The sequence below is a fragment of the Dysgonomonas sp. HDW5B genome (assembly GCF_011299335.1).
In the GTDB taxonomy this organism is placed as follows: Bacteria; Bacteroidota; Bacteroidia; order Bacteroidales; family Dysgonomonadaceae; genus Dysgonomonas_A.
The window spans coordinates 2,178,073-2,196,610 of the sequence record NZ_CP049858.1 but is presented as its reverse complement, the minus strand read 5'-3'; the positions used below and the strand labels follow the sequence as shown (position 1 = coordinate 2,196,610).

General features: G+C 37.8%; 10 protein-coding genes. 7 read left to right on the top strand and 3 right to left on the bottom strand.

All coding sequences use genetic code 11. The annotated features are described in order from the left end of the window. Positions 1–2 precede the first annotated feature (2 nt). Both G7051_RS08915 and G7051_RS08910 read right to left on the bottom strand, forming a co-directional pair. A complete protein-coding gene (locus G7051_RS08915) occupies positions 3–833 on the bottom strand; it encodes a phytoene/squalene synthase family protein (RefSeq protein WP_166199697.1) in 831 nt (276 codons plus the stop codon). Continuing rightward, positions 817–2,301 carry an NAD(P)/FAD-dependent oxidoreductase gene (locus tag G7051_RS08910; protein WP_166199695.1) on the bottom strand — a complete coding sequence of 495 codons (1,485 nt, stop codon included), beginning with the start codon at positions 2,299–2,301 and terminating at the stop codon, positions 817–819. Before G7051_RS08910 ends, G7051_RS08915 begins: the two co-directional genes overlap by 17 nt. 412 nt (positions 2,302–2,713) lie before the next feature. Here G7051_RS08910 and G7051_RS08905 point away from each other — a divergent pair, with 412 nt between their 5' ends. The 7 genes from G7051_RS08905 (at position 2,714) to G7051_RS08875 (ending at position 17,111) form a co-directional block, all read left to right on the top strand. After that, positions 2,714–4,366, top strand: a complete 1,653-nt coding sequence (locus G7051_RS08905; RefSeq protein WP_166199693.1) for a DUF6377 domain-containing protein — start codon at positions 2,714–2,716, stop codon at positions 4,364–4,366. A gap of 274 nt (positions 4,367–4,640) precedes the next feature. Further along, positions 4,641–7,601, top strand: coding sequence for a TonB-dependent receptor (locus G7051_RS08900; protein ID WP_255493354.1), 2,961 nt, complete (start codon positions 4,641–4,643; stop codon positions 7,599–7,601). A 19-nt stretch (positions 7,602–7,620) separates the two neighbouring features. Next, complete coding sequence (locus G7051_RS08895) at positions 7,621–9,108, top strand: RagB/SusD family nutrient uptake outer membrane protein (protein WP_166199689.1); 1,488 nt, start codon at positions 7,621–7,623, stop codon at positions 9,106–9,108. A gap of 19 nt (positions 9,109–9,127) precedes the next feature. Continuing rightward, a complete protein-coding gene (locus tag G7051_RS08890) occupies positions 9,128–10,564 on the top strand; it encodes a SusF/SusE family outer membrane protein (protein ID WP_166199687.1) in 1,437 nt (478 codons plus the stop codon). A gap of 54 nt (positions 10,565–10,618) precedes the next feature. Beyond that, on the top strand, positions 10,619–12,382 hold the full coding sequence (locus G7051_RS08885) for a glycoside hydrolase family 66 protein (protein WP_166199685.1): 1,764 nt from the start codon (positions 10,619–10,621) through the stop codon (positions 12,380–12,382). An 11-nt stretch (positions 12,383–12,393) separates the two neighbouring features. Then, entirely contained in the window at positions 12,394–14,898 is a 2,505-nt protein-coding gene (locus tag G7051_RS08880; protein WP_166199683.1) for a glycoside hydrolase family 31 protein, read from the top strand. Between the two features lie 14 nt (positions 14,899–14,912). Then, positions 14,913–17,111, top strand: a complete 2,199-nt coding sequence (locus G7051_RS08875; RefSeq protein ID WP_166199681.1) for a glycoside hydrolase family 97 protein — start codon at positions 14,913–14,915, stop codon at positions 17,109–17,111. A 92-nt stretch (positions 17,112–17,203) separates the two neighbouring features. On the opposite strand, the gene rsgA is transcribed toward G7051_RS08875, so the two are convergent. Then, positions 17,204–18,268 carry a ribosome small subunit-dependent GTPase A gene (gene rsgA, locus G7051_RS08870; RefSeq protein ID WP_166199679.1) on the bottom strand — a complete coding sequence of 355 codons (1,065 nt, stop codon included), beginning with the start codon at positions 18,266–18,268 and terminating at the stop codon, positions 17,204–17,206. Between the last annotated feature and the right edge of the window lie 270 nt (positions 18,269–18,538).

The window sequence follows — 18,538 nt, the reverse complement described above, 5'->3', positions numbered from 1 at the left end:
TGTTAGTTTAATTTAGTCGTTATGTATGCTCTGCAAAGCAGAAATAATTTCTGATGATTAGGTACACTGATTCGTTTTTTCATTAATTCGTCAGGGTTTGTTTTTTCAATCATCTCTGTTAATTTGAGGTAATACAGATAAGCGGTATACACCCCTAGTTTCGATTCATTTGGCAATCTTTTTATACCTATCATCGCCTGTTCGTAATCTTTGTATATATCTTGTAATATTATATCTTTTGTCTTTTTATTCAAGGGTTGATTTTTCAGTATCGGAAAATATGTTCTACACAATTCTTCGGTATCATGTTGTAAATCTCTCAGGAAATTTATCTTCTGAAAGGCTGCCCCCAGTCGCATGGCATAGGGTTTCAATTCATCGTAATACTCTTTATTGCCTTTTACAAAAACTTTAAGGCACATCAATCCGACAACTTCTGCCGAACCGTAGATGTATTCGTTAATTTCTTGCTCGTCAAATTTCTTCTTTTTCAAATCACTCCGCATACTTTTCAGAAAAGACTGTATCAGATCATCTTCTATCGAATAAGCCTTTACTGTTTGCTGAAACGAATTAAGTATCGGGTTTAAACTGATTCCATGCCTTAACGCTTCGTAGTAACACTTTTCGTAATTATCGAGTAAAAACTCCTTATCATGCTCATGAAAGGTATCTACTATTTCGTCGGCAAATCTTACAAATCCATATATGCTATATATAGCATCTCTTATGGACTCATCCAAACAACGGACTCCTATGGCAAAAGAAGTACTGTATTGCTTGGTTACCATTTTACTGGTCTCAAACGAGATCTGATTAAATAGTTTTTCCATAACCTGTTTTCTTTATATAAGAGTTTGCTAATTCTGAAACAATTTTACCGGAAATAATCGCCGGAGGTACACCCGGACCGGGAACAGTCAACTGTCCTGTATAAAATAAGTTTTTTATTTTTCTATTCTGCATTTTGGGTTTTAAGAAAGCGGTTTGCGATAATATATTTGACAAACCGTAAGCATTTCCTTTGTAAGCATTATAATCACGCACAAAGTCGCTTGTAGTAAAGCTCTGATGAAAGATGATCGATTCTTTTACCGATTGGTTGGTCAGTCTTTCGAGGCGTTCTATTATTTTATTAAAATAATGTAGTCTGATCTCCTCCGAGTCTTTCAATCCGGGAGCGATAGGTATTAAAAAAATGGCTGCTTCTTTGCCTTCAGGAGCAACAGACGCATCTGTGATACTTGGAAAGCTGGCATAGAATAACGGATCGCCGGGCCATGCAGCTTTGTCGTATATTTGCGAAGCATGTATCTCGAAATTGGAGTCGAAGAATAATGTGTGATGCGATACATTTTCCAGTTTCTTGTCAAGAGCCACATAATACATAAGGGCAGACGGTGCAAACACGCGCTGCTTCCAATATTCTTGGCTATAATTGCGATACTTGTTTTCGATCAGTTTTTCGGTATGCTGATAGTCGGCTCCTGATATGACTAAGTCTACCGAATAAAATACCCCATTCACAGTAACCCCTGTTGCTAAGTTATTCTCTATATTGATTTTTTCGACTGCACTATTCGTTTTTATGGTTACGCCATAGCTTTCAGCCAATTGCTTCATGGCTTTCACTAGTTCGAACATTCCTCCCTCTATATGCCATGTACCCAATACCATATCGGCATGATTCATAAAACAATAAAAAGCAGGTGTTTTACTAGGTTTCGCTCCCAAAAAAAGTACGGGAAATTCTAAGAGTTGTCTGAGCTTATGGCTCTTCACTCCTTTTCTGATCTTGCTGCTGATACTTTGCAGGAATTGGAAAACACGCATAGCAGTAGCAGGCATAATCAACTCAAATATGCTTTTCCCGGGCTTATAAACAACTTTGTTGATGGCTACATCGTAATTGAAGTGAGCTTCTTTCAAATATTTTTGTAAAAATTCACTGCTGCCGGCTTCCTCCTTTTCAAATAATTGGTATATTTTATTCAAGTCTGCCGAAACAGATAGAGAGTCTTTTTCTCCAAAGTAAACTTCATAGCCGGGATCTAGCCTTATCAGCTTATAGTAATCGGATGTTTTTTTATTAAAATCGGCGAAGAAGGAATCGAATATATCGGGCATCCAATAGAATGTAGGTCCCATGTCGAAAGTAAAACCATCTGCTTTCAACTGCCTGGCTCTGCCTCCGATTATTTCATTTTTTTCTAAAACTGTAACATGATGCCCTTCTTTGCCTAAATAACAAGCGGCAGAAAGGCTTGAAAACCCAGAGCCAATGATTATAATTTTTTTCATACTTATGATTTACTCCGGATATTTATAGTGTTACACTGAACTGAAAATAGCACTGTAATTACAATTAGTCTGTGTGGATCGTTTTTTTAGTATCATGTATATAACAATAGAAGTTATTATTTGTTTTGGGCTTTTCTCAACCATGCAGTTATTTATATCAACAATGCATCTATTGGCTATTTCGGAGAGATATGGAGATAAAATTAATGGTAGAGTAAACATCGTAATAATTGAAACACCCATCAACAAGGTCAAATATGGTTTCTCTTAAAAATGGAGTTACACAAGTTATCGATCTGTTTTAAATTTCGTCTAAACGGCGACACCTCAAAATTACCTTTTAAGTTAAATACTGACGATAAATTTATTTAATAGTTTTATATTTGCCAGTAAGCCGATTTATATACTGTCTATGAAGAAATATTTGTTTTTGATATTTTTACTTTTACAATTCTGTAATATATACCCTGCCATCGAAAAGGATACCATTTCTTTACATTTAAACAAGCTATTGGATAATAAAGAGATGTATATGCAGGTAAAAGAGCAGAAAATATCAGAGATGAAAAAGATGCTCGAAACTCCCAATATTTCGGATGTACAACGCTATGACATTAATGTACAACTATACGATCAGTACAAGACCTATATATCGGATTCGGCTATACATTTTGTTAAAGAAAACCTACAGATAGCATATAAATTGAATGATGCATCCTTGATTAACCAATCAAAACTAGCCTTAGCATCTCTATACACTATTGCAGGCATGTATATAGAATCTATGGATCTATTGAAAAGTATCGATCGGGAAAAGATACATGAAGGACTTCTTATTAACTATTACGATACATATAAACTACTATACAGTTCTTATTCCTCAAATAATTTATATACCAATATTTATTCAGAGAAGAGTAATCTCTACCGTGATTCACTGCTGAATGTGCTTGATACAACATCCAATCATTATAAGATTGTATATTCAGAAAAACTGCTGGATCAAAATAAATTAGAGGAATCAAAACAGATTTTACAAAATCTCTTTGATAAATCAGCATCAGAGGATCATGAAAGAGCAGTACTAGCCTATGCATTAGCCAATGTGTATAAAAAAGAAGGCAATCTCGAAAAGCAAAGACGGTATTATACTATTTCTGCTATTTGTGATATAAAAAATGCGATAAAAGAGAATGCTTCATTGCAAGCTTTAGCTATCGTTTTATATGAAACGGGAGATATCGAAAACGCTTACACATGTATCAAATCTTCGATGGAGGATGCTATGTTTTGTAATGCACGATTGAGGACTTTCGAAATATCCAAAATATTCCCGATTATAGATACTGCTTATCAGGAAAAAGTAGCTAAACAAAAAGAAGGGCTGCAGTTTTTTCTAATATTAGTCAGCATCTTATCTCTATTTCTGATTGCTTCGTTAATATATGTTTACTTACAGATGAAGCGAGTAGCCCGTATTAGAAAAGAGTTGTATCACACGAATATAAAGCTGAACGAGTTAAATACTGATTTACAGAAAAACAATGTCCAACTCAACAATCTGAACGTCGAATTGTCTGAAGCAAATCGAATTAAGGAAACTTATATAGGACATTTTCTCGACTTATGCTCCATGTATATTAGCAAACTCGAAAAATACCAGAATACGCTGAATAAAAAAGCGGTAGAGAAAAAACTGGATGAGCTTTACAAAATGTTAAAGTCTCATGATATGATCGATAATGAACTGAAAGAACTTTACGACAATTTCGACAATATATTTTTACATCTTTATCCAAACTTCGTAGAAGATTTCAACTCGTTGCTGCTCGAAGAGGAACGGTTTACTTTGAAACCAAACGAACTGTTGAATACCGAACTGCGTATATTTGCCCTTATACGCCTCGGTATTGTAGACAGCTCCAAGATTGCGTCATTTCTCCATTATTCAGCAAATACAATTTACAATTATCGCACAAGGGTAAGAAACAAAGCTGCTGTACCTCGTGACGAATTCGAATCCTTAGTAACTAAAATAGGAGGTAAATCTACTAAAAGCAGCTGATACCAGGATATACTATCTACTTTTTTTGCACTTCAAAACCAACCTATAACATTTATATCTAGATATTTAAGGATAAAACTCGTCTATATTCTTACTATATCCTATTTTTCGTCCTTTATAGTCTCCCTATTTTTGTGAATATTAGTTTAGAAGTCATTCCAATTGTTAACCTTCGAAACTATTATTTCATTCTAAACCTAATTTTAAAATAAATACCATGATGAATGTAAAACCTTTTACGTGCTTACATAAAATATGTATCATATTTATATGTATGCTGTCTAGCCTGAATATCGTGGCTCAGGATCAGAAAAAAGTCACAGGAGTGATAACCGACCTAAAGGGCGAACCTATTATAGGAGCTTCGGTAGTTGCAAAAGGTACTACAACAGCTACCATTAGCGATATTGATGGTACTTTCTCACTGGATGTTAGCAACAGTCCGGTACTCACAATTTCTTATATCGGCTACATAAGCCAGGAAGTACCCACTTTAGGAAAGTCTGATTTAAAGATTATACTAAAAGAAGATTCTAAAATCTTAGATGAAATTGTAGTTGTAGGTTATGGAGTGATGAGGAAAATTGACCTGACAGGATCCGTTTCGTCCATTTCTGCTAAAACCATTAAAGACAAACCCGTAGCCAATATTGGAGAAGCATTACAGGGACGAGCTTCGGGTGTACAGGTTATATCATCTGGAAAACCGGGCGATAACGTGTCTTTTCGTATACGGGGTATCAGTACCATCAACAACAGTGAGCCTTTATTGGTAATCGACAACGTTCCTACCGATATGCCGCTCAATGCCTTGAACATGGAAGATGTGGAGTCTGTTGATGTCTTGAAAGATGCTTCTGCAACAGCAATATACGGTTCACGTGGAGCAAATGGTGTTGTGATTGTTACTACGAAAAAAGGAAAATCGGGCGATGGCTCTATTTCTCTAAGTGCCAACTGGGGAATACAGGAAGCAACTAATATGCCCAAGATGCTTGATGCCAGTCAATTTGCATCACTTCACAACGAAATGATCAAGAATTATAACAATCCGAACTATACTCAAAGACCCGATTTCGCCGATCCTACAGCCTTAGGAACGGGAACGAACTGGCTTGATGAACTTTTCCGTAAAGCTATTATGCAAAATTATACTCTTTCGTATTCGGGAGGTAACGAGAAGAGTAATTATTATGTATCGGGTGGAGTGTTCGATCAGGAAGGTATTATTCTGAATACTTCTTACCGACGTTATACCTTTCAATTCAATAGTGAATCGAAGTTTCGTTCTTGGCTAAAGTTCGGGAACAATGTAACACTAAGCCATGATGTGAAAAAACAAGGCTCATACAGCGTTCGTGATGCTATGGCTGCTTTACCTACTCAACCGGTATTTAACGAAGATGGGTCATTTTCAGGCCCTGGAGAACCAGCCTATCAATACGGAGATATAAGAAACCCGATAGGTAGCGCCACATTAAACAAAGAGCAAACAAAAGGCTACAATGTATTGGCCAATGCTTTTGCCGAAATAAAAATAAAGGACAACCTTACTTTCAAAACCTTGGGAGGTATTGACTTCAAATTCTGGGATAAACGTAATTTCTATCCTAAGTACAACTGGAAACCAATTCCTCAACCGCAGTCAACTCTTTATGAGGAGTCTAATAAGAGTATGACTTATCTTTGGGATAACACCTTAACCTACATGGAAACATTCAACGAAAAACATCACTTGAATGTAATGATCGGTTCCAGTGCTCAAAATAATGTGTATAACAATATGAGCGCAAGTATTCAAAATTTCCTGACAGATAACAACAATCAATTGAATAATGGACTGACCGACCCTACTGTAGGAGGTACTAAAAACGATTGGGCGATATTGTCGTTCATAGGTCGTGCCAACTACAATTATGCAGATAAATATTTATTGACCGCTACTATCCGTCGCGATGGTTCATCACGTTTTTCGAGCGAAAATCGTTGGGGAACATTCCCTTCGTTCTCGGCAGCCTGGCGATTATCTGAAGAATCGTTTTATAACAAGAATAAATGGGTGAGTGATATCAAAGTGAGGGCCGGATATGGTGAAACAGGTAACCAAGCCGGGATTGACAATTATGCCTACTTTACACGCTTAAAAACAGGACAATATGTATTTAACGGAACACCTGTTTCTACGCTATACCCTAAAGTGATGCCTAATCCCAACGTGAGATGGGAAACAGTCAAACAGCTGAATGCAGGAATAGATTTATCGTTATTGAATCAACGCATTAATGTTGTTATAGATGCTTATCTTAAAAATACATCCGATATGCTGGTGCCAATGTCGGTGCCTATTACAACAGGATATTCCGATACCGATGTACCAAGTATAAATGCCGGAAAGGTAAGAAACAAAGGTGTAGAGCTTACAGTCTCTTCTTTCAATATGAGAGGTACTTTCGAATGGAATACCGACTTCAATATATCTTATAATAAGAATGAGGTCATCAGTATGAATGATGGAGTTCCTTTATTTGTAGGAGACGATATTAACATGACTAAAGTGAGAGTAAACACCGAAGGTCATCCTATCGGCTCATTCTATGGTTACGTAACCAATGGTATCTTTCAGAATCAGCAAGAGGTTGACAGATATGCTATTCAAGTACCGGGGGGAACAGCACCGGGTGATATTCGCTTCAGAGATTTAGACAATAATGGCGTAATAAATGCCGACGACCGTACTTATATCGGTAATCCGTCGCCTGAATGGACATTCTCTTTGAATAATACTTTTGCTTATAAAGAATTCGATTTGCAGATTTTCTTGCAAGGTGTTGCCGGTAACGATATATACAACGCAAACAGAATATGGCAGGAAAGTATGTCTATTCCACAAAATCAAACAACTAAGGTATTAGACAGATGGACGGGCGAAGGTACCAGCAACAGTGTGCCACGTGCTATATATAGTGATCCCAATCAAAATGTGCGTCATTCGAATCGGTTTATAGAAGATGGTTCATATCTGAGAGTGAAGAATCTAACTTTGGGTTATACACTGCCTAAATCAATTTCTCAAAAAGCTTACCTCAGCATGGCTCGCTTTTATATCTCCTGTCAAAACTTACTTACCCTTACCAAATATTCGGGATTCGATCCGGAAGTAAATGTAAGTGGTGTCGATTTAAGTACATATCCTGTTACTCGTACATTGAGTATGGGAGTTAATGTTAAATTCTAATTCAAAAAAAACGTTGATTATGAAAAAGATACTATATATAGGCTTGTTAGCTATTTCGACTCTATTCGTTTCGTGTTCTGATTTTTTGGACAAAGAGTCGTTCGAAGATCCAAGTGCAGAAGCTATAAATGACGAAGCATCTGCCATTGCTTTAGTGAATGGAGCTTACCAGCCTCTACAGCGTCCAAAACTCTATAATATGAGAATCTGGTCACTTGATATCGTTGCCGGAAATAGTGAAGTCGGTGCCGGAGGAGGAACCGATGGTATAGAAACTATTACTCTTGCCAATTTTGTGACAACAACAGACAATGCCGCCGCACTCGATATATGGAGAGGTCCCAATCCCGGCATTCTTTACTGTAATACGGTTCTCGAAAATATTCCAAAAACAAATATCAGCGAATCATTAAAAAACAGATGTATTGGTGAAGCTAAGTTCCTTCGTGCACACTATTTCTTCATATTAGTGCGACTATTTGGCGATGTGCCGATGGCTGTGACAACACTAAAGCCCGGCGATGATTTATTCCCGTCACGAACCAATAAAATGACCATCTATAATGATGTTATTATTTCCGATCTGAAAGAAGCAATCAACTTATTACCTGCAAGAGAAGAGTATAAAGGTAGTGATATTGGTCGGGCGTCAAAAGGAGCGGCAGCCGGAATGTTAGCCAAAGTATATCTGACATTGGGCATGTATCAGGAATGTTTAGAGATGTGTAATCTTGTCGAAAGTTTGGGATATACCCTTAATCCCGATTACAGCGATTGTTTTGGTGGTGAGCTGAGAAATAAAAATACAGCAGAGTCATTATTTGAGGTTCAATATTATGGATTGACCAAAGCCGGTTTTTGGGACGATGAGAATCAGGCTTCTTGGCTAAGTACTTATATGGGACCACGCAATAGTGGATGGGTAGGCGGAGCCTATGGTTGGAACCAACCTACAGAAGAATTTGTAAGTCAGTATGAAGAAAACGATTTGCGAAAAGATAAAACCATTCTATATGAAGGAGGACCTGCATTCGATGGAAAACAGTATAAGAGATCGATGTCTAGCACAGGTTACAATGTCCGCAAGTTTTTAGTACCTCTATCTGTATCTCCCGATTATAACACAAACTCAGCCAGCGTAATAGTATTACGTTATGCAGACGTCTTATTGATGAAAGCGGAAGCTTTGAATGAACTTGGCAGAACAAAGGATGCAGAAGAACCACTATATCAGGTGCGGAAAAGAGCAGGATTGACAAAACGTACAGATGTGGAAGGTTTAAACCAAGATCAGATGCGGGAGAAAATCATCAAGGAACGCCGCATTGAGTTAGCATTCGAAGGACATCGTTGGTTCGATATGATTCGTATTGACAATGGGCAGTATGCCTTGAATTTCTTACACTCCATCGGTAAAGTTAATGCGACAAGCAAACATTTGCTGCTACCTATTCCTCAAAAAGAAAGGGATGCTAATCCGAACTTGTCTCAAAATGCAGGTTATTAATCAAAAAAACGAACCTATTATGAAATCATATAAAATATTAAGTTTATTGAGTCTGTTTCTCCTATTCTTTCTTTCGTGCACCGATGAGGATAGTATAGAGTATAACAAAGGGAATCAGCCATTAGAAGTAAAGGCTTCGAGTGAAAACATTGAGTTGAATGCTGCAAATCCCGAAACTAATGCCCTGACCATTTCATGGACATCAGGTTCTAATCAGGGGACTAACAGTGCTATTTCTTACACATTCCAGATGGATGTGCAGGGTAATAATTTCGAGAAGGGACTTACACTCGATTTGGGGCAGAATATATATCAAAAGGAGTATAAAAATGAAGAACTGAATGATTTACTCATATCATGGGGAATAGCACCAGAATCAGAAATTTTGTTAGATGTACGTGTAAAAGCTACCATAGCATCTGATGCCGTTGAGCCGGCTATATCGAACATTCAAACCATCAAGATAAAAACACATAAGCCCATAACTAAAACTCTGTATTTGATAGGCGATGCTACTCCAAATGGTTGGAATGCCGATAATGCAACGGAATTATCTGCAATAAGGAATACTCCGAAAGGTTTTACATGGACAGGAAGATTAAATCCGGGGAGGTTTAAGTTCATCACAACTCTTGGCAAATTTGCACCCTCCTATAATAAAGGGGATGATAATACCAAACTGTATTTACGTGAGAATGGAGATGATCCATATGACAAACAATTTGAGATTACCGAAGGGGGAAATTATAAAATAACACTCAATCTTATATCATTAGCTATTTATATAGAAAAAACTGCAGGTGCTGAGTTTACAGAATTATGGTTTGTAGGAAATCCAACAGGATGGAATTTTAAATCGATGACCGTAGATCCATTAGATCCATTTGTATTTCATTACAACGAAAATCTTTCAGAAGGAGGCGAATTTAAGATAGGAACAGTTGCCGGAAGTTGGGATGCTGTTTTCTTCCGCCCGGAAACCAACGGGGCAGGAATCGAATCTACCAAAGCGGTTAAATGGGCAGGAGATCCAGATAATAAATGGAATATCCCTGGAGGAGTTTATAAAATAGCATTGGATACCCGCGAAATGAAGATCAATATTGTTCCGTTTACTCCTTATGCAATGATTTATCTGGTAGGAGACGCTTCGGCTAATGGATGGAATATAGGAAATGCTACAGCTATGAGTGCCGGAGATACTCATTATAAATTCAAATGGTCAGGTTCGTTAAATACAGGTGAACTGAAGTTTACCTGCGATAAACAAAGCGACTGGAATGGAGCTTGGTTTACAGCTGTTCAGGCAGATATGCCGGCAAACGGGCAAGTACAACAAACAGTATTTACAGCTAAAGGTGCCGGACTCGATTATAAATGGAAAATAACAGAAGCCGGTAGTTATACAATTGAGCTGGATCAGTTGAAAGAGACTGTGATGATCAAGAAAAATTAATTAGTAAAAAAACAGTGATGCCATACTCAGGTATCACTGTAAAATATAAATAGCATGAAGAATATATATAACTTTTTAGCAGTAGCCTTATGCAGCTTGTTTGTCGTGTCGTGCGATGATTACTACGATACCAAGAACGATCCTATAACCTACGGCGAGACCTATTTAAGTATCAACCTGAATACAGATAAAGCTGTTTATAAACCGGGTGAAACGGTACATTTCTCGATGAAAGATAATCCCGGAAATAACCTGAAAGTGCGATACTCATATCTGGGTGCAGTACTCAAAGAAGAAAGCTTGTCAGGTAAATCATGGACATGGGTAACACCATCCGAAGATTTCAAAGGTTATCTGGTAGATATATACGAATCGAAAGAAGGAAAAGAAATTATACACCAAAGTATCAGTGTCGATGTCTCTTCGGACTGGAAAAAATTTCCTCGATATGGCTTCCTTTCGGGATATGGAAAATTGACAGATAATCAAATAGAGAAAAATATCGAAGTCTTAAACCGCTATCGTATCAATGGCATACAATTTTACGATTGGATGTACGATCATCAACGTCCATTGGCAGGAACAGTCGAAAATCCGGCTGCTTCGTGGAATGACTTGATAGGACGTACAAATTACCTTTCTACTGTAAAAGGATATATCAGTGCCGCTCATGATAGAGGAATGAAAGCAACATTTTATAATCTGGCTTTCGGTGCGTTAAATAATGCGGCGGCAGATGGAGTAAAAGAAGAATGGTATCTTTTCAAAGATGCGGATCATAAAGAAAAAGACAATCACCATCTCGATGCTCCTTTTCGTAGTAGTATTTATCTTACCAACCCTGCCAATACCGAGTGGCAAAACTATTTGATACAACGAAATAAAGATGTGTACAGTGTATTTGATTTTGATGGTTATCATATCGATCAATTGGGCGACAGAGGTACTGTTTATGATTACAACGGCAATGTGGTGAAACTTTCGAACACCTATAAATCGTTTATCACAGCCATGAAACAGGCTAACCCGACAAAAAGTCTGGTAATGAATGCTGTTAATCAATACGGACAAGAAGAAAGTATTGCCAAATCGGATGTCGATTTTTTGTATACAGAAGTCTGGGATCCTAATAAATCGTTTGAGCAACTGGTTCAGATCATACAGAATAATGATTCGTACAGTAATAATGCGAAACGTACTGTTTTGGCTGCTTACATGAATTATGATAAGTCGAATAGTGCCGGCTTTGTAAATGCTCCGGGGGTGTTATTGGCTAATGCTGTGATTTTTTCATTCGGAGCTTCTCATCTCGAACTAGGAGAGCATTATCTGGCAAACGAATATTTCCCGAACTCCAACTTACAAATGAAAACTGAGCTGAAAAATTCGATGTTAACTTACTATGACTTCCTGGTTGCTTATCAGAATATCTTGCGTGACGGTGGTACTTTCACTTCTTACAATCTGCAATGCACCAATTCTAAGATGATATTAAACAACTGGCCTGCACAACAAGGTAATGTAGCTGTGGTTGGCAAACGGTTTAGCGATAAAGATGTACTGCACCTGATCAATTTTACCAATGCCAATACAATGGAATGGAGAGATAAGAACGGAACTCAGGCAGAGCCGATTATCATCGCTGATACTGAGTTGAAACTGCTTGCTGCAAAGCCTGTCAAGAATATTTGGGTTGCATCACCGGATACTCAGAAAGGAGTTGCACGGAAAATTACGTTTAGTCAAACAGGAAATGAGGTTGTATTTAACTTACCATCCTTGAAATATTGGGATATGATTGTTGTAGAATACCAATAAAAACGAAATAAATGAATAAAATCAAATATATAGTATTGCTAACCCTACTAATTCCATTTAGTCTTTTAGCTTCTACCGATAAGAATGTACAAGAATGCGTTTCTTATACAAAGAGTGGCAATCAGATACTATTTAATACTAAAGACGGGGCAAAATTATCACTTACCATAAACAGCGGGTCGGTTATAAAAGTATGGTTCGATCCAACAGGAAAGCTTATACGTAAAAACGAATCATTTGCGGTTGTGAACGAGAACCTCGAAGAGGTAGGCGAAATAAATGTAGACGAGCAAGCAGCTTGTTACGAAATATATACATCGAAGTTGCGCATCAGGTTGAATAAAAATCCAATGCAACTTCAAATCTTCGATAAATGGCAAAAACTTATCTTTAGCGATTTCAAAGACATAGGGCACGTATCAGACTCTACATCGAAAAAAGCTTATAAAGTATTGAGAAAGGATGAACAATTCTTTGGACTGGGAGAAAAAACAGGACCTCTGAATCGCCGTGGTCGTGAGTATAAAATGTGGAATAGCGACAAACCTTGCTACAGTACATCCGAAGATCCTCTTTATAAAAGTATCCCTTTCTTTATGAGTAGTTATCGTTATGGTATCTTCTTGGATAATACATATAAAACTGAGTTTAAATTTGGTACAGAATCGGATGAATATTATTCGTTTGAAGCACCCGATGGCGAGTTTATATATTATTTTATTTTCGGAAAAGATTATAAAGAAATTCAGGAACAATACATTTTATTGACCGGAAAACCGATTATGCCTCCCAAATGGGCACTGGGTTTTTCTCAATGTCGCGGACTTTATACCAAAGAAGCACAAGCATTAGAGATAGCTGCCGAATTTCGTAAACGTCAGATACCGTGTGATATTATTTATCAAGATATTGGTTGGACTCAAGGACTTCAGGATTTTAACTGGCGAAAAGGTAATTACACAAATCCTAAAGCTATGCTCGAAACACTGAATAAACAAGGTTTTAAAATGATTTTATCGCAAGACCCTGTTGTTTCGCAAGCCACAAAAGAACAATGGGAGGAAGCTGACAGACTGGGTTATTTCGTAAAAGATACACGTACCGGTAAATCGTATGATATGCCTTGGCCTTGGGGAGGTAATTGTGGTGTAGTTGATTTCACACTACCCGAAGTTGCCGACTGGTGGGGCGAACTCCAACAAAAACCATTAGATGATGGAGCCAGAGGTTTCTGGACTGACATGGGAGAGCCCGCATGGAGTAACGAAGAAGACCTTGACCGCCTAAATATGAAACATCACTTGGGTATGCATGCCGAAATACATAATGTATATGGATTGACATGGGATAAGGTGGTAAAAGAACAATTTGAAAAACGCAATCCAAATAAGCGGGTATTTCAGATGACACGTGCTGCTTATGCCGGACTTCAACGCTATACATTCGGTTGGACCGGCGACAGTGGCAATGGTAATGACGTACTCGAAGGATGGGGGCAAATGGCGAATCAGGTGGCTATGGGGATCTCTGCAGGTTTAGGCGGAATTCCTTTCTGGACTACCGATATATCGGGCTATTGTGGTGACATAACCGATTATCCGGCTATGGCCGAGTTGTATACCCGATGGATGCAGTTCGGAGTATTTAATCCGTTAAGCCGTGCCCATCACGAAGGTGATAATGCGGCGGAACCTTGGATGTTTGGCGAAGTAGCAGAACAAAACAGTAAAGCTGCTATCGAACTAAAATATCAACTATTCCCTTATCTCTATAGCTATGCCCGTAAGGCACACGATACAGGTTTACCAATTACAAGGGGCTTGTTTATGGAGTATCCTAATGATGAGGAAGCAACTAAAATAAACGATCAGTTTCTTTTCGGAGAAGAATTATTAGTAGCTCCTGTATTGAAAAAAGGAGAACGTGTGAAGCGTGTCTATTTACCCGAAGGAGAATGGATCGATTTTAATGATAAACAAACCGTTTATCTTGGAGGGCAAACCATAGCATATAAAGCTCCGTTGAATGTGATCCCTATTTTCGTAAAGAAAGGATCTATCATCCCTCAAATGCCAATCATGCAATATATTCATGAGAAAAAAGATTACGCTTTGTTTGTCGATATTTTCCCTAATTACACAGGCGAAAGTACCAGTTTCGAATTGTATGAAGACGAGGGTGAAAATCTGGATTATCTGAAAGATATCTTTTCGAAAACCAGATTTACCTGTTCTACTCTGGATGATGGATATTCAACTGAAATTGTATCTACAGATAATGGCTTCAAACAATCGGATAAAAGAAACATCATTTTAAAGTATCATCTAGAAGCTAAGCCTAAGAGTATATTTGTAAACGACAAAGCCGTTAAGAATGTAAAAGCCGATCACATTCTGAAAAATACAGATATCGACTTTAAATCTACCCAATGGGCTTGGGATGAGGTAAGCAAAGAATGTTGGGTGAAAATTCCCGATGAAAGAGGAACCGTGAGAATATCCGTAAATCAAAACTAAATCATAAAAAAATAATGAAGAAACTATTTTTACTGTTGTGTATTTCTGTCATAACAAATTACATGGTGGCACAAGAATTAAAATCGCCCGATGGCAATTTGTCTATGAACTTCTCGGTTCAGGAAGGTGGAATACCAACATATAAGCTCAGCTACAAAGGTAAGGATGTTATCAAACCCAGCAGATTGGGTCTCGAGCTGAAAGATGAAAATCCGACAGCTGAATTTGGAACAGAAATGGGAATGAAAGGAAAAAGCAATAATCCGAAGACTTCTCTATATGATAAATTCAGTGTGGCAAATACTCAAACATCAACTTTTGATGAAACATGGAAACCTGTTTGGGGTGAAGTAAACGAGATCCGCAATCATTATAATGAATTGGCAGTTACTCTAAATCAGTCGGGGACTAATCGCCAGCTTGTTATACGTTTTCGTCTCTTTAACGATGGTCTTGGCTTTCGCTACGAATTTCCACAGCAAGCTGATCTGAACTATTTCGTTATTAAAGAAGAAAAATCGCAGTTTGCTATGCCGGGCGATATTAAAGCATACTGGATACCGGGCGATTATGATACACAAGAGTATGATTATGTTATTTCTAATCTGTCGGAAATAAAAGGATTGTTTAAAAGTGCTGTTACCGATAATGCTTCGCAAAAACAATTTTCGGAAACAGGTGTTCAAACTCCTTTAATGCTAAAGTCGAACGATGGCATTTACATCAATATCCACGAGGCTGCACTGGTGGACTATTCGGCTTTGTCTTTGAATATGGATGAAAACAATTTTACATTCGAATCGTGGCTAACACCTGATACAAGAGGCGACAAAGGCTATATGCAAACACCCTGTCATTCGCCTTGGCGAACAATTGTGGTAAGCGATGATGCACGTGATATTCTGGCTTCAAAATTGATTTTGAATCTGAATGAACCCTCTAAAATTGCAGATACATCATGGATTAAACCTGTAAAATATATGGGTGTATGGTGGGAGATGATTACAGGCAAAAGCTCGTGGGCATATGCCGATTTACCCAGTGTTCAACTAGGTATTACCGATTATTCGAAAACCAAACCAAATGGTAAACATGGAGCTAATAATGAGAATGTGAAAAAGTATATCGATTTTGCTTCAAAACATGGTTTCGATCAGGTGTTGGTAGAAGGTTGGAATATAGGATGGGAAGATTGGTTCGGCAAAACCAAAGATTATGTTTTTGATTTTGTTACTCCCTATCCTGACTTTGATGTTGCCATGTTGCGAGATTATGCTAAAAGTAAAAATATAAAATTACAGATGCACCACGAAACATCGGGTTCGGTTCGTAATTACGAACGTCATCTCGATCAGGCTTATCAATTTATGGTTGATAACAACTATAACTCTGTAAAAAGCGGTTATGTAGGAGATATGATACCTCGTGGCGAACATCATTACGGACAATGGCTTAACAACCATTATTTATATGCAATAAAAAAGGCTGCCGACTATAAAATAATGGTTAATGCTCACGAAGCTGTTCATCCTACCGGATTGCACCGTACTTATCCCAATCTGTTGGCACAAGAATCTGCTAGAGGAACAGAATATCAAGCATTCGGTGGAAGTAAGGCGTATCATACGACTATATTACCTTTCACCCGTTTAATGGGAGGTCCTATGGATTATACACCAGGTATTTTTGAAATGGATATCAATACAATTAATCCGGATAATCATTCGCATGTGAATGCTACATTGGCAAATCAACTGGCACTTTATGTAACGATGTACAGCCCTTTGCAAATGGCTGCCGATTTCCCTGAACATTACGAACGTTTTATGGATGCTTTTCAATTTGTAAAAGATGTAGCCATAGATTGGGACAACAGTAAATACCTCGAAGCGGAGCCGGGCGAATATATTACGGTGGCTCGTAAAGCAAAAGGAACAAACAATTGGTTTGTAGGTAATGTTGCTGGAGAGAAGGGGTATACTTCGAATATTAATTTCGATTTCTTAGATCCTGACAAAACTTATATTGCAACTATATATGCTGATGCAAAAGATGCACACTATAAAACCAATCCTCAGGCTTATACTATTCGTAAAGCTGTTGTAACCAATAAGTCTAAATTGACCCAGCCGTCAGCTCCGGGTGGAGGTTATGCTATCAGCATTTTCGAAGTGACCGATAAGGCTCAAACCAAAGGCTTGAAGAAACTTTAAGATACAGGTTGTTTTCACAAGATAATTACCTGAAATATTGATAAATAAAAAAAGAGGATCTATTAAAATAGATCCTCTTTTGTATTTAGAGATTAAACAGAGCTATCTCTGCTCTTCTTCTCTCTGATTACCTCTTTTACCATACGGTGAAACTGCCTTTCGCGTTCTCTCCTCTCGTATGTGGTTTCATTAAAATGCATGGCTTCCCGTTTTAGTTTCAGATACGAATTGTATGTACCTACATCCAGATCGCCCGAAGCAATTGCATTCAGCACTGCACAATCAGGTTCGCTCGTATGCGTACAATCATGAAACTTACATTTCCCCATTAACTGATCTATATCGAGCGTTTCGGCAATCGTATCATCCGAATCTACTGCCAGTCCGAACTCACGTACACCGGGAGTATCAAGCAAAACACCTCCCGATTCCAGTAAGAAAATCTCACGTCGGGTAGATGTATGTTTACCTTTACCTGTTGATGTACTGATAGCCGAGGTTTCAAGTAACTGATGGTCACACAACCTATTTATCAAAGAACTTTTACCAACACCGGACGAACCGATAAAAATAAACGTTTCAGCAGGGTTGATGATTTTTCGTAAACGGTCAATACTCTCAATATCATAAATACTGGTAACGAAGATTTCCGTCTTTTCTCCTATCTTGCCAAGCGATTGTTTCAGTTTATCAATATCAATACCCAAATCCGCTTTAGTCAGAATAAGGATGGGGATGATACCCGAATCGACTATCTGTATTAAGAATCGTTCCGTTCTTCGGACATTAAAATTAGCATCGCAGCTTTGAACGATAAACGCTTTATGTATATTGGCCGCAAAATGCTGAACACTTGCTTTAGTTCCGCTTTTCTTACGAGATAAAGCATTCGTTCGGGGTAAAATATCAATAATAATCCCCAATTCGCCAAAACGCTGAAAGACCACCCAGTCACCCGTAATCGGATATTCATGCGGTTCTTTTGTATAAAGGATATTCCCTGTCAGTTCGCAGGACAATACACCTTCGGTAGTCGCTACATCGTAACGGGTTTTATGTGTCGATATGATTCTTCCGTGTTCGAGTTCGTTATATGATAGATCGTTTTTTAGTTGTTGCCATTGGTTGTTCCAACCATAAGAGCATAGATTTGCCATTGTCAAATATCTATTTGATTTAAAAATAATAGTAATTAAAAAATAAATAGTGATTCGGAAAAGCTGTACGGAGTAGTATCAATAGGATATAATCTCGGATAAAACTATCCAAGACCGATTACCTGTGCGTAAATAAAATTACAAGCTTTTCCTTATTAGGCAATCATCAACAGACGATATGTAGATAATGTTGATTTCATTCGGGAACAAAGGTAAGCAGATTTTCTGAAATATAATTTATCATTAAAAAAGATGTTTGTGTTTAGTATA

Excerpts from the sequence above, each read along its gene's own strand:
- G7051_RS08915 (WP_166199697.1), bottom strand. The coding sequence starts at position 833 with ATGGAAAAACTATTTAATCAGATCTCGTTTGAGACCAGTAAAATGGTA.
- G7051_RS08910 (WP_166199695.1), bottom strand. The coding sequence starts at position 2,301 with ATGAAAAAAATTATAATCATTGGCTCTGGGTTTTCAAGCCTTTCTGCC.
- G7051_RS08905 (WP_166199693.1), top strand. The coding sequence starts at position 2,714 with ATGAAGAAATATTTGTTTTTGATATTTTTACTTTTACAATTCTGTAAT.
- G7051_RS08900 (WP_255493354.1), top strand. The coding sequence starts at position 4,641 with ATGCTGTCTAGCCTGAATATCGTGGCTCAGGATCAGAAAAAAGTCACA.
- G7051_RS08895 (WP_166199689.1), top strand. The coding sequence starts at position 7,621 with ATGAAAAAGATACTATATATAGGCTTGTTAGCTATTTCGACTCTATTC.
- G7051_RS08890 (WP_166199687.1), top strand. The coding sequence starts at position 9,128 with ATGAAATCATATAAAATATTAAGTTTATTGAGTCTGTTTCTCCTATTC.
- G7051_RS08885 (WP_166199685.1), top strand. The coding sequence starts at position 10,619 with ATGAAGAATATATATAACTTTTTAGCAGTAGCCTTATGCAGCTTGTTT.
- G7051_RS08880 (WP_166199683.1), top strand. The coding sequence starts at position 12,394 with ATGAATAAAATCAAATATATAGTATTGCTAACCCTACTAATTCCATTT.
- G7051_RS08875 (WP_166199681.1), top strand. The coding sequence starts at position 14,913 with ATGAAGAAACTATTTTTACTGTTGTGTATTTCTGTCATAACAAATTAC.
- rsgA (WP_166199679.1), bottom strand. The coding sequence starts at position 18,268 with ATGGCAAATCTATGCTCTTATGGTTGGAACAACCAATGGCAACAACTA.